The 12,047-nt window shown below is 72.6% G+C and carries 10 protein-coding genes and 1 pseudogene; 6 read left to right on the top strand and 5 right to left on the bottom strand.

The window, feature by feature from the left end; all coding sequences use genetic code 11:
* Positions 1–158 precede the first annotated feature (158 nt).
* The 3 genes from ACK8N7_RS09370 to ACK8N7_RS09360 are packed head-to-tail and all read left to right on the top strand — an operon-like array spanning position 159 to position 3,587.
* A complete protein-coding gene (locus ACK8N7_RS09370; protein ID WP_500441863.1) occupies positions 159–2,399 on the top strand; it encodes an MMPL family transporter in 2,241 nt (746 codons plus the stop codon).
* Entirely contained in the window at positions 2,377–2,946 is a 570-nt protein-coding gene (locus tag ACK8N7_RS09365; RefSeq protein WP_403214942.1) for a GNAT family N-acetyltransferase, read from the top strand. Before ACK8N7_RS09370 ends, ACK8N7_RS09365 begins: the two co-directional genes overlap by 23 nt.
* Positions 2,947–2,981: 35 nt before the next feature.
* Positions 2,982–3,587 (top strand): hypothetical protein, encoded by a 606-nt coding sequence (locus ACK8N7_RS09360; protein WP_500441861.1) that lies wholly within the window; start codon positions 2,982–2,984, stop codon positions 3,585–3,587.
* A 59-nt stretch (positions 3,588–3,646) separates the two neighbouring features.
* Here the strand turns inward: ACK8N7_RS09360 and ACK8N7_RS09355 are convergent, their stop codons facing one another.
* Both ACK8N7_RS09355 and ACK8N7_RS09350 read right to left on the bottom strand, forming a co-directional pair.
* Positions 3,647–3,952 carry a hypothetical protein gene (locus ACK8N7_RS09355; protein ID WP_403214946.1) on the bottom strand — a complete coding sequence of 102 codons (306 nt, stop codon included), beginning with the start codon at positions 3,950–3,952 and terminating at the stop codon, positions 3,647–3,649.
* 172 nt (positions 3,953–4,124) lie between these two features.
* Positions 4,125–4,466: pseudogene (locus ACK8N7_RS09350) on the bottom strand (sigma factor); the annotation flags it as partial.
* Positions 4,467–4,611: 145 nt separating this feature from the next.
* On the opposite strand from ACK8N7_RS09350, the gene ACK8N7_RS09345 reads away from it, so the two are divergent.
* Positions 4,612–4,971, top strand: a complete 360-nt coding sequence (locus ACK8N7_RS09345; protein WP_403214948.1) for a DoxX family protein — start codon at positions 4,612–4,614, stop codon at positions 4,969–4,971.
* Here ACK8N7_RS09345 and ACK8N7_RS09340 read toward each other — a convergent pair.
* From ACK8N7_RS09340 to ACK8N7_RS09330, 3 genes are all read right to left on the bottom strand, one after another.
* Positions 4,966–5,319, bottom strand: coding sequence for a DUF6191 domain-containing protein (locus ACK8N7_RS09340; protein WP_403214950.1), 354 nt, complete (start codon positions 5,317–5,319; stop codon positions 4,966–4,968). The genes ACK8N7_RS09345 and ACK8N7_RS09340 overlap by 6 nt on opposite strands.
* A 50-nt stretch (positions 5,320–5,369) precedes the next feature.
* Positions 5,370–6,578 carry a PQQ-dependent sugar dehydrogenase gene (locus ACK8N7_RS09335; protein ID WP_403214952.1) on the bottom strand — a complete coding sequence of 403 codons (1,209 nt, stop codon included), beginning with the start codon at positions 6,576–6,578 and terminating at the stop codon, positions 5,370–5,372.
* A gap of 192 nt (positions 6,579–6,770) precedes the next feature.
* Positions 6,771–7,727, bottom strand: coding sequence for an aldo/keto reductase (locus ACK8N7_RS09330; protein ID WP_031124380.1), 957 nt, complete (start codon positions 7,725–7,727; stop codon positions 6,771–6,773).
* Positions 7,728–7,890: 163 nt separating this feature from the next.
* On the opposite strand from ACK8N7_RS09330, the gene ACK8N7_RS09325 reads away from it, so the two are divergent.
* Together ACK8N7_RS09325 and ACK8N7_RS09320 are read left to right on the top strand one after the other, a co-directional pair.
* A complete protein-coding gene (locus ACK8N7_RS09325; protein ID WP_403214954.1) occupies positions 7,891–8,853 on the top strand; it encodes a 2-hydroxyacid dehydrogenase in 963 nt (320 codons plus the stop codon).
* Between the two features lie 324 nt (positions 8,854–9,177).
* Entirely contained in the window at positions 9,178–11,997 is a 2,820-nt protein-coding gene (locus tag ACK8N7_RS09320) for a putative bifunctional diguanylate cyclase/phosphodiesterase (RefSeq protein WP_500445720.1), read from the top strand.
* The last annotated feature ends 50 nt before the right edge of the window (positions 11,998–12,047 follow it).

Here is a 12,047-nt window from a genome sequence, read left to right as displayed (position 1 = left end):
CGTCCCCTGTAGGGAACAGATCAAGCCCTGTGACCATGGCCACGAAACGGACAAACGATCACGTTCTGCTGTCAGAGTGGCGGTCTCTGGTCAGAGATATTTACGGGCAGATCACGCTATCTGTGGGTAAATGTTCACGAACCCTCAGGGAGCGTCCGTTGGCCGCCATCGCCCGCTGGTGCATCAGGCACCGTCTGCTCGCCGTCCTCTTCTGGCTCGCCGCTCTCGGCGGTACAGCGGCCGCGGCGGGGTTCGCGGGTTCTGCGTACTCCAACGACTACGAGGTGCCCGGCACGGAGTCGGGCCGGGCCACCGAACTCCTCTCGCGCGGCTTCACCGACCTCGGCGGCGACACCGACACCGTCGTCTGGCACACCACCGGCTCCACGGTCCGGGCCACCGACGTCGAACAGACGATGACCCGCACCCTCCACGCGATCGACGCCCTGCCCGGTGTAGGAGCGGTCACCGGCCCGTACGGAACCGAGGGCACCGGCCAGATCAGCGAGGACGGCCGCACCGCCTACGCCACGGTCACCTTCGACCGCCCCGCCGACGAGATCCCCGCCTCCCAGGCGCAGGCCCTCGTCGACACCGCGAAGGCCTCCGAGGCGGACGGGCTCCAGGTCGAACTGGGCGGCACCGCCGTCGCCCTCACCGAAGCGCCCACCGCCCACATCGCCGAGGCCATCGGCGTGGTCGTCGCGGCCGTGGTCCTCTTCCTCGCCTTCGGCTCGCTCGCCGCCAGCCTGCTCCCCATCGCCACCGCCCTGGTCTCCGTCGGCACCGCCTACGCGGGCATCGTCCTGCTCGGCCATGTGATGACAGTGGCGGACTTCGCCCCGATGCTCGGCATGCTCATCGGGCTCGGCGTCGGCATCGACTACGCCCTCTTCATCGTCACCCGGCACCGCAGAGGCCTCCGGCGCGGGATGTCGGTCGACGAAGCGGCACAGAACGCGGTCACCACCACCGGACGCGCCGTCGTCTTCGCCGGGGCCACCGTCTGCATCGCCCTGCTCGGCATACTGATCCTGCGGCTCAGCTTCCTCAACGGCGTCGCCATCGCCGCCTCGCTCACCGTCGTCCTCACCGTGGCCGCCTCCGTCACCCTGCTGCCCGCCCTGCTCTCCCGCATCGGGATGCGGGCGCTCAGCCGCCGCGAACGACGGCAGCTCGCCGAACACGGGCCGCGGCCCGAGCTGCCCACCGGCTTCGCCGCCCGCTGGTCCGCCTTCGTGGAGCGCCACCCCAAGCTGCTCGGCGGGATCGCCGCCGTCGTCATGGTGGTCCTCGCCCTGCCCGCCCTCGGCCTCCACCTCGGCACCTCCGACCAGGGCAACAACCCGGCCACCGCCACCACCCGGCAGGCCTACGACCTGCTCGCCGACGGCTTCGGCCCCGGCGTCAACGGCCCCCTCACCATCGCCGCCCAGCTCGACGGGGCGGACGACCGGCTCGCCCTGGACTCGCTGCCCGAGGCGCTGCGTACCACCGAAGGCGTCGCCTCGGTCGGCCCGGTCACGTACAACAGCAGCGGCGACACCGCCTTCCTCACCGTCGTGCCCGACTCGGCGCCCCAGTCGCAGCAGACCAGCGAGCTGGTCGACCGCATCCGGGCGGACGTGCTGCCGCAGGTCCAGGACAAGACCTCGCTGGAGACGTACGTCGGCGGGGTGACGGCGAGCTACGACGACTTCGCCGAGATCATCGTCGGCAAGCTGCCCCTCTTCGTCGGGGTCGTCATCGGCCTCGGCTGCCTTCTCCTCCTGCTCGCCTTCCGCTCCATCGGCATCCCGGTCAAGGCCGCCGTGATGAACGTGGCCGCCGTCGCCTCCTCCTTCGGCGTCGTCGTCGCCGTCTTCCAGTGGGGCTGGGGGAGTGAGCTGCTCGGCCTCGGCAGCGCCGGGCCCATCGAACCCTTCCTCCCCGTGATCATGGTCTCGGTCCTCTTCGGCCTCTCCATGGACTACCAGGTCTTCCTGGTCGGCCGGATGTACGAGGAGTGGCTGGAGACCGGCGACAACCGGCGCTCGGTCCGGGTCGGCCTCGCCGAGACCAGCCGTGTGATCAACTCCGCCGCCGTGATCATGATCTCCGTCTTCCTCGCCTTCGTGCTCAGCGGGGACCGGGTGATCGCCATGTTCGGCATCGCGCTGGCCACCGCCGTCGCCCTGGACGCCTTCGTCCTGCGCACCCTGCTGGTGCCCGCCCTGATGCACATGCTCGGCGGCGCGAACTGGTGGCTGCCCGGCTGGCTGGACCGCCGGCTGCCCCGGATCAGCATCGAGCCGCCCGACTGCGCGCCGGCCCATGCGAAGATCCCGGGGGCGCGCGTCACGGAAGAGGGCGTCGCGCCGGCAGAGGAGGAGCACGATGTTCGCCATATCCCTGGGTGACGACAAGGCGGAGCTGCGCCCGCTGGAGGTCTGGCAGGCCGAGGAGTTCCTGACCCACATGGACCGGGCCAGGGCGCTGGTCGACCCGTGGATCCCGTTCGCCTCCTTCGCCACCGACCTGGACTCGGCGCGCGCCCTGCTCCAGCGGTACGCGGAGAAGCAGGCGGCGGACACCGGACGGCTCTACGGCATCTGGCTGGAGGGCACCCTCGTCGGCGGCGTCCTGTTCCGGATCTTCGACGCGGAGTCGGGCAACTGCGAGATCGGCGTCTGGCTGGAGCCCGCCGCCCAGGGCCGCGGCCTGATCACCCGGGCCGCCGAGCGCCTGACCGACTGGGCGGTGTACGAGCGGGGCATGCACCGCATCGAGTGGGTCGCGTCCGCCGCCAACACCCGCTCGATCGCCGTCGCCCAGCGGCTCGGCATGACCCGCGACGGGGTGCTCCGGCAGAACTACCTCTACCGGGGAGAGCGCCACGACTCGGAGATCTGGTCCGTCCTGGCCCCGGAATGGCGGGCCCGCACCGGCGGGGAGCACCGGCGTTAAGAAGGTTCTCATCCGGGACCCCTAGCGTGCGGCACATGAACACCACCCCCTCCAAGACGACCGACCTCTCCAAGACGGCCTCGCCCGCCGACGACCCCGAGAAGAGCACCGCCGACGCCGTTACGGAGGACCCCACCGCCACGCCGTCGACGGCTCCCGCGGACGGGACCCCCGTGGCCGCCGACGACTTCGAGGACGAAGACCTGGAGCCCGATCCCTTCACCGAGGCGCGCCACGGCGTCGGCGCGGGGGCCGCGGCCGTCGTCTCGGCCGCCCTGGGCATCGTCGCTCTGACCGGCGCCTGGTCCGGCCGGGTCGCCGCCGAGCGCGAGACCCTGATGGGCCAGATCCAGACCTCCGGCGGCGGCAGCCCGGCCCAGCAGATCGCGGAGATCTACGGGGACGCCTGGCACACCACCGCCCTGGTCAACGGCGTCTTCGCGGTGCTGGCCCTGCTCGTCGGCGTCTTCGTCCTGGTCCGCCCCGCCTTCGGAACCCCCGCCGCGAGGCCGCAGCCCGCCTGGATCCGCGCGGTCGCGCTGGCCGGTGTCGCCCTGGGCACCCTCGGCGTGCTGATCTCCGTGGGCATGTACTTCGACCTGTTCCTCTCGCTGCCCGTCGCGGGCACACCGGCGGGCTGACCTCCTGGTCCCGGCCTCGGGCACCGCCCGCCCGCGCCTGAGGCCCCCGCCCGCCGCCTCTACCCGGCCCCGTGACCCCACGCCTCGGCGAAACGGCCGTCGGCACGGACCGACCGCAACGTGACGCGCGTGACCTGCCCGTCGGCCGTGCCGATGTCGAGCGTGGCCAGGGGGTGTCCGCCCGGGGCGATGACGTACACGGGCCGGTTGTCTACGGTGATCGCGCAGACCGCCTGGATGCGATCGCGGAAGTGCGCGTTCTCGGCGGCGATGTCGGCCGCACCCGTGACCGTGGTGCGGCCCCCGGGAGGCAGGAGCGCCGCGTCGGCGTCGCGGACACAGTCGGAGGCGAGCAGCTGGAGCATCCGGCGGGTGTCCCGGTCCCGGCCGCCGCCAGGAAGGCTTCCACGATCCGCCGGTCCGCCCGTCCGTCGCGCCTGGCCCACCGGTCTGTTCCGCTCCCTCCGGGGAGTGGCCGAGGCGCAGGCGGGCCCTGCTGGCGTGCTTCCTGGCACCCGTCACCGTCCCGCCCAGCACCTGGGCGATCCGGTCGAACGGCAGGGAGAACAGGTCGTGCAGGACGTACGCGACCCGTTGGGGCGGGGTCAGCCGGCTCAACAGGACCATGAGCGCCCGGGAGACCTCCTCCGTGCGCAGGACCGCTTCGTCCGCGGCCAGTTCCGCGGCCGGGACGGCGTCCGCGAACAGCGGCGCCTCGTTGCGACGGCGTCGGGCTCGCAGCTCGTCCGGGCAGACCCGTGCGGTGACGGTCGTGAGCCAGGCCGACGGGTTCTCGACCGATGGTGAGGACGGGGCGGTCACGGCCCGCAGCCCTGCGGTCTGGACGGCGTCCTGGGCATCCTGGGCCGAGCCCGGCATGCGGTGGGCGACCGACAGCAGACACGGGCGTGCGGCCTCGAACTCTTCGGCCGTGATCGGCGTGGGTGTCCCCTTTTCGAGCCGGCGGACGTCAGGAGGGCCGGTCGAACCCTTCCCGTCCACCTCCCGAGGAGATGCCGACGCCATGAGCCCGAATTCCGTACTGATCATCGCCACGGTGGTGTGTGTCGTCGCGAACGTGTCCATCGCGATCGCGGACTATGCGCGGGCGCCCTTCGTACTGGCGAACGCGGCAGCGGTCCGACTGCCGCCCACCGCGCTGCCGTACCTGGCGACCCTCGAACTCGCGGGCGGGCTCGGCCTGCTCGTCGGCCTGCTCGGGGCTCCTCGGCTGGGCCTGGCGGCAGGAGCCGGCCTGACCGCGTTCTTCATCGGCGCGGTCCTGGCCCACCTCCGGGCGCGTGTCTTCCACAACATCGCCTTCCCGGGCGGCTTCCTGCTCCTCGCGGTCGCCGGCACGGTCTTCTTCGCGGGCAGGCTATGACGGCTCGACGGGCGTGGGCCGCTCGGGCGGCGGCCCGTCGCCGCCACTCCCGTCCCCGTCGCCCCGGACGTCCCGGCCGCCCACCGGCTCCGTGACGACCCGGGTGCGGGGGGCGAGCACGGCGTCCTGCTCCAGCGGCGCGTTCCGCATGCGCTCGGCCGGTCCCTCACCGTCCGGGGACGGCTCCGCCTCGGGTGCCCGGACCGTCACCTTGCCGGAGGTGAGATCTATCGGGCCGCGGCCCGGATCGCCGGCGGCGACGTCCACCCGGCTCAGCTCCAGCCTCTCCTGCTCGTCGGCGCCGTGCTTGCGGCCCGGGGCGAAGAGCTCCTCGAAGAAATTGAACACGGTCGTGCTCCCTCCGACATGCTGCGCGGGTGGTGCCTCGGGGTGTCCGCCTACCCCACTTCGACCAGCAGGATCCTGTCGTCCCCGGGCTTCGGCTCGCCCCGGCCGTCCGTGTTGCTGGTGACCAGCCAGAGCCGGTCGCCGCCCGCGCCCACCACGGTGCGCAGCCGGCCGTGCTTCTCATCCAGGAACGACTGGGGGTCGGCCAAAGGTTCCTTGCCGGAATCGCCGGAGAGCGGGATGCGCCAGAGCCGCTCGCCGCGCAGCCCCGCCATCCAGACCGACCCCTCCGCGTACGCGATTCCGCTGGGCGAGGCCTCGGAGGTCTTCCACTGGGCCACCGGGTCGATGAACCCGTCCTCGCCCTCCTGGCCCTCCTCCTCGGGCCACCCGTAGTTGCCGCCGGGCTCGATCAGGTTCAGCTCGTCCCAGGTGTTCTGGCCGAACTCGGCCGCCCACAGCCGCTTCTGCGCGTCCCAGGCGAGCCCCTGCACATTGCGGTGCCCGTACGAGTACACCACCGAGTCCGCCTCCGGGTTGCCGTGCACCGGCTCCCCGTCCGGGGTCATCCGCAGGATCTTGCCCGCCAGCGACTCCTTGTCCTGCGCGAGCCCGGTGTCCCCGGTCTCGCCGGTGCCCGCGTACAGCATCTTGTCCGGGCCGAACGCGATCCGGCCGCCGTTGTGGATGTTCCCCTTGGGGATGGAGCGCAGGATGGTGTCCGGCGCCCCCAGCTGCTGCCCCGCCGGACGGTTCTCGTCGTAACTCATCCGTACGATCCGGTTGTCGGACGCGGTGGTGAAGTAGGCGTACACCCATCCGTCCGCGGCGAACGTCGAGGGGACCGCGAGCCCCAGCAGACCGCCCTCGCCCGCCGGGGAGACCCCCGGCACCGAGCCCAGCAGCGTCTGCTTCCCGCTCTCGCCGTCGATCCGTTGGATCGTGCCCTCGTCACGCGAGGCGACCAGCAGATCACCGCCCGGCAGCGCGGTCAGCCCCCAGGGCGACTTCAGCCCCTCGGTGAGCGTCGAGACGACCTTCGCCGAGCCCTTGGCGGGCGGCAGGTCGGCCGACGCGCTCGGCGAGGCGGCGCCGGAGCTCTGCGAGGCGGTCGGCGAGGCGGCGCCCGTACCGGACGAGCCCTCCGTCCCGCCCGAGGAGCACGCGGCGGACAGGACCAGCGAGGCCGTCGCCAGCGCGGCCACCACCCCCCTGCGCACCGCGGGGGACTGAACTGACCCGAACACAGCACCGCGCACTGAACCGATCCTTTCGACGGCTGCCTGACCACCTGATCAGCACCACTTGACCAGCGCTACCTGATCAGCACTACGTGATCCCCGCTACCTGTTCCTACACCGCGGCCCCGCCCGGAGTTCCCGGTGCGGCCCATTGTCCTGCTATCTCCCGCCCGGCGCTCTGCCCCGAGGACGTACTGCCCCGCCCCGCGCTCAGTCCCAGGACCCGCGTGCCCGGGGCAGCCCGGCGATCTCCGCCAGATCCGCCTCGTCCAGCTCCACCTCGGCGGCCCGCGCGTTCTCCACCGCCCACCGCTCCTGCTTCGCCCCCGGCACCGCCACCACGTGCGGCCCCTGCCGCAGCACCCAGGCGAGCGCCACCTGGGCCACGCTCGCCCCGCGCCGCTCCGCGATCCGCCGCAGACCGGCCACCACCGGCTGGTTCGCCGCCATCATCTCGGCCGTGAACCGGGGGTGCCTGGCCCGCAGGTCCTCGGGCTCGAACCCCTGCCCCGGCTTCAGCGTCCCGGTCAGATAGCCGCTGCCCAGCGGCATCGCAGCCAGCACCCCGACGCCGCGCGCCGCACACCAGGGCAGCAGCTCCTCCAGCGCCTCCGGGGACCAGACCGACAGCTCAGCCTCGACGGCGCTCACCGGGAAGACCTGCTGGACCCGCTCCAACTGCCGGATCGTTCCCGCATGCGGCCCGGCGCCCGACCGGCGCGGAGCGCGCGCCCCCACCGCGCACAGCCCCAGCGAACGCACCTTGCCCGCCGTCACGAGCTCCGCCATCGCGCCCCAGGTCTCCTCCACCGGCACCTCGGGGTCCGCCCGGTGCAGCTGGTAGAGGTCGATCACATCGGTCTGGAGCCGCCGCAGCGAGGCGTCACAGGCCCGCCGTACGTAACCGGGGCGCCCGTTGGCGACGATGTGCTGATCACCCACCAGGAGCCCGCACTTGGTGGAGAGGAACGCCTCGGAGCGGCGCCCCTTGAGCGCCCGCCCCACCAGCAGCTCATTGGTGAACGGCCCGTACATGTCCGCGGTGTCGAGCAGCCGGACACCCGCATCGAGCGCCGCGTGCACCGTCCGCAACGAACGGTCACCGAGCTGCTGCGATGCGCTGTATCCCCAGCTCATCGGCATACAGCCCAGACCGACCGCGCCCACGGCGAGCCCCGACGCCCCGATAGTCCTGCGCTCCAACTCCCCGAACCCCTTTCGATCCTGCGGTCACGGGGCCGTACCGCACCCCAAACTAACCTCTGGCCCGGCAAGGTCTTCGATCAGCCGTCCTGGAGCACTCGCACACCCGTCGCATAGCCTCCTGACCATGACTTCGACGACTGCCGGCGCGACCACCGCCGATGTATGGCTGCCCTTCCCGGCCGACGAGATCGACGGGCTCCCCGAGGGCCTCGACTACCTCTTCTGGGACGGGGGACCGGAGTACCCGGGGGACCCCGCGCACTGCGTGTACTACGTCGTCCCCTACATGAAGGGTTCCGAGATCGCCGTGCGGCCGCTGGACGCCATGAGCGCCGTCCAGGTCGTGCAGACGCTCTCCGCGGGCATCGACCACGTCGAGCCGGGCCTGGGGCTGCTGCCCGCCGGCGTACGCCTCTGCAACGCCAAGGGGGTGCACGAGGCGTCCACCGCCGAACTGGCGCTCACCCTGATCCTGGCCTCCCTGCGCGGGTTCCCCGGCTTCGTCCACGGCCAGGACAAGGAGGAGTGGCGGTCCGGCTTCTACCCGGCGCTCGCCGACAAGTCCGTCCTCATCGTGGGGTACGGCTCCATCGGCTCGGCCATCGAGGACCGGCTCGCGCCCTTCGAGTGCGCGCGGGTGGTGCGCGTCGCGCGCTCCGCCCGGACCACCGGGCGCGGTCCCGTACACGCGCTCGACGACCTGCCGGCCCTGCTGCCCGACGCCGATGTCGTCGTGCTCTCCACCCCCCTGAACCCCTCCACACAAGGGCTGGTGGACGCCGGCTTCCTCGCCGCGATGCCGGACGGCGCCCTCCTCGTCAACGTCGCCCGGGGCGGAGTCGTGGACACCGAGGCCCTGTTGGCCGAACTGGAATCCGGACGGCTGCGGGCGGCGCTCGATGTCACCGACCCCGAACCGCTGCCCTCCGGCCACCCTCTCTGGCATGCTCCGAATGTCTTGATCACGCCTCATGTGGGCGGCAGCACCTCGGCGTTCGAACCGCGGGCCAAGCGGCTGCTGGCCGAACAGCTCACCCGGTTCGCCGCTGGGGAGCCGGTGGTGAACGTGGTCAGCACCACCGGCTGAGGGCTCCCGGCCCCCACGGCGAGGCGTGATCCGCGTGTACACAGCGCCGCCCACCTCGCCTTTCGTCACGGAGCGTAGAGAAGCTATGGCCCTGAGTGACGAACCTGGTGTATCGTCCGCACCGGAGGGCTGCGCCGTGGCAGGGGCGGCGCGGGGGGAGCATCGGAACGCGAGGGGGCGACGGGCGATGTGCTGGCCATGGAGAGACGATCCGAGTCGGCGGAGCGGAGTGCGGCGGCCATCGGCGCTGCCCGGACGCCCCGCCCGCAGGTGGCCGGATTCCGCCCCGGGGCGGCGCCCGGGGCCAGGACGGGGAGCCCTCCGGTGAGCGTGCTGGGGACCTGGCTCTCGCCGCATCCCACCGCCGGCTCCATGGGGCTGCGGTCCCGGATCGTGCTCGGCGTCCTCTGCGCCGGATACTCGGTCGGAGCGGCCGTCGGCTGGGGCTCGCCGGAAGTGGCCCGCTTCATGGGGGACTTCGGCCTCTCCGCGGCGGCGCTGACCGCAGCCGTCTCCTGCTTCCTCTACGCCCGGGTGAGCGCCGGGCGGCTGCGGCCCGCCTGGCTGCTGTTCTCGCTCTCCTCGCTCATGGCGGCCTGCGGCAACGCCGTCTGGGGGTGGTACGAGGTGGTGCTCGGCGTCCCCGTGCCCACCCCGTCGGCGGCCGACGCCTTCTTCCTCTGCTTCGCGCCGCCCGCCATCGTCGGGCTGCTCGTGCTCGCCAAGCGCCCCGTCACCCGGGCCGGCTGGGTCTGCCTGGCGCTGGACGCCTGGCTGATCGGCGGCTCCCTGCTGACCCTCGCCTGGAGCCTCGCCCTCGCGCACGCCGCGCACATGGCGGGCGTCCAGGACGCCAGCGTGGGCCCGGCGGCGCTCTCGCTGGCCTACCCGCTGCTGGACATCGTCCTCGTCTCCATGGTGCTCGCGCTGCACTTCCGCCGCTCCGGGGCCAACCGCTCCGCGGTGAACACCGCGATCGCGGCCCTGGCGCTGACGGTCCTGTGCGACGCGGTCTTCACCTCACCGCTGCTGCGCTCCACCTACAACTCGGGCCAGCTGCTCGACGCCGGCTGGTTCGCCGGCTCGCTGCTCCTCGCCTACGCCCCCTGGGGGGTACGGCGCCGGGCCCCCGCCACCGAGCGCCCGGGCCCGCCGCGCACCACCAGCCGCCCGATCGCCGGGTCCCTGGCCGCGCTGACCCCGTATCTCGCCGCGGCCGTCTGCACCCTGGGCATCCTGTACAACGTCGTCGAGGGCCGCCGCGTGGACCGGGTCGTCGTCCTCACCGGCTGCACGGTCGTCCTCGCCCTGGTCGTCCGCCAGGGCATCATGCTCCTCGACAACATCTCCCTCACCCAGGAACTGGCGCAGAAGGAGAACCACTTCCGCTCCCTGGTGCAGGGCTCCAGCGATGTCATCATGATCGCCGCCCCCAGCGGCACCCTGCGCTACGTCAGCCCCGCCGCAGCCGGGGTCTACGGGCGCGAAGCGGAGGGCCTCGTCGGCTCCGAGCTCTCCTCGATCATCCACCCCGACGACCTCGGCCGGGTCGTCCACGAGGTCCGGCGCTTCCTCGCCGCCCCGCCCCACGAGGAGCCCACCACCCGCATCGAGTGCCGCTTCCGCTCCGGCACCGGCGACTGGCTCAACGTCGAGTCCACCGTCAACCGGCACCAGGGCGGGCTCCTCCTCAACAGCCGGGACGTCACCGAACGGGTCAGGCTCCAGGCCCAGTTGCAGCACAACGCCGAGCACGACCCGCTCACCGACCTGCCCAACCGGGCCCTGTTCACCTCCCGGGTCCGCCAGGCGCTCACCGGCCGCCGGGCCGGCGACTCGGGCACCGCCGTGCTCTTCATCGACCTCGACGGCTTCAAGGCGGTCAACGACACCATCGGCCACCAGGCGGGCGACGAGCTGCTCATCCAGGCCGCCCGCCGCCTCCAGGAGTCCGTCCGGGCCGGGGACACCGCGGCGAGGCTCGGCGGTGACGAGTTCGCCGCGCTCATCATGGGCGACGGCACCCGCGACCAGGGCGCCCGCGAGTACCAGATCCACGAGATCGCCGACCGGCTCCGCCTCACCCTCTCCCAGCCCTACCGGATCGGCCCCAGCGAGGTCCGGGTGGCCGCCTCCATCGGTGTCGCCTTCGCCGAGCCCGCGATCACCCCCACCGACCTCATGCGCAACGCGGACCTCGCGATGTACCGGGCCAAGGCCGGCGGCAAGGACCGGGTCGAGCTGTACGCCCCCCAGATGCAGGCCGACGTCGTACGCCGCTCCGAGCTCGCCACCCGGCTGCGCACCGCCCTGCGCGAGGGGGAGTTCGCCCTGCTCCACCAGCCGGTCGTCCACCTCGCCAGCGGGTCCGTCGCCGCCGTCGCCGCCCAGGCCCGCTGGCGCTCCGCCCAGGGCATCCTGTTCACCCCCGCCGAGTTCCTCCGGGTCACCGGCGACGACGACCGCACCGCCGAGCTCGGCCGCTGGCTCCTGGAGGAGGCCGTGAAGCAGGCCGCCGACCGGGCCAGGGCCGGGCACCCCGTCGCCGTCTCCGTGCGGCTCTCCGCCACCCGGCTGCTCGACAAGGCCCTGCCCTTCGGCTCCATCGAGGCGCTGCTGACCCGGCACGGGCTGCCCTCGGGGGCGCTGATGATCGAGGTCGCCGACAGCGACCCCCGGATCTCCTTCGACGAGCTGGAGCAGCGGCTCGTGGCCCTGCGCCGCCTCGGGGTGCGGATCGCCCTCGACGGCTTCGGCAGCGGATTCGCCGCGATCAACGCGCTGCGCCGGCTCCCCATCGACGTACTGAAACTCGACCGGAACCTGGTCGAGGGGGTGGTCGAATCGGCCAGACTGCACAAGATCACCAGCGGGCTGCTGCGGATCGCCTGCGACCTCGGCCTGCAGTCCGTCGCCGACGGGGTCGACGTCCCCGAGCAGGTCCTCGCGCTCCGCGCCATGGGCTGCACCCACGGCCAGGGCATGGCCTTCTCCGGCCCGCTGGACGAGTACCGGCTGCGACGCGCCCTGGTCCGTGGCCAGTTCCCCGTACCCGGTGTCCCCGGCCCCCGTACGGTGATGGCGGGAGGCTCGATCCCGCTGCTCACCGGATCACATGCTGAGACGCCCGTCCCACCCACTTGACACTTCATGCGTGCCGGAGAGAGGGTCAATGCCATGCGCACCCGAATTCT

It is taken from the genome of Streptomyces griseobrunneus, assembly GCF_046713465.1.
Classification (GTDB): domain Bacteria; phylum Actinomycetota; class Actinomycetes; order Streptomycetales; family Streptomycetaceae; genus Streptomyces; species Streptomyces microflavus.
This window is presented reverse-complemented; position numbering and strand designations above follow the sequence as displayed.

What these genes read in the sequence shown, in the direction of transcription:
- ACK8N7_RS09365 (WP_403214942.1), top strand. Translation starts at nt 2,377, where the DNA reads ATGTTCGCCATATCCCTGGGTGACGACAAGGCGGAGCTGCGCCCGCTG.
- ACK8N7_RS09360 (WP_500441861.1), top strand. Translation starts at nt 2,982, where the DNA reads ATGAACACCACCCCCTCCAAGACGACCGACCTCTCCAAGACGGCCTCG.
- ACK8N7_RS09355 (WP_403214946.1), bottom strand. Translation starts at nt 3,952, where the DNA reads ATGCTCCAGCTGCTCGCCTCCGACTGTGTCCGCGACGCCGACGCGGCG.
- ACK8N7_RS09345 (WP_403214948.1), top strand. Translation starts at nt 4,612, where the DNA reads ATGAGCCCGAATTCCGTACTGATCATCGCCACGGTGGTGTGTGTCGTC.
- ACK8N7_RS09325 (WP_403214954.1), top strand. Translation starts at nt 7,891, where the DNA reads ATGACTTCGACGACTGCCGGCGCGACCACCGCCGATGTATGGCTGCCC.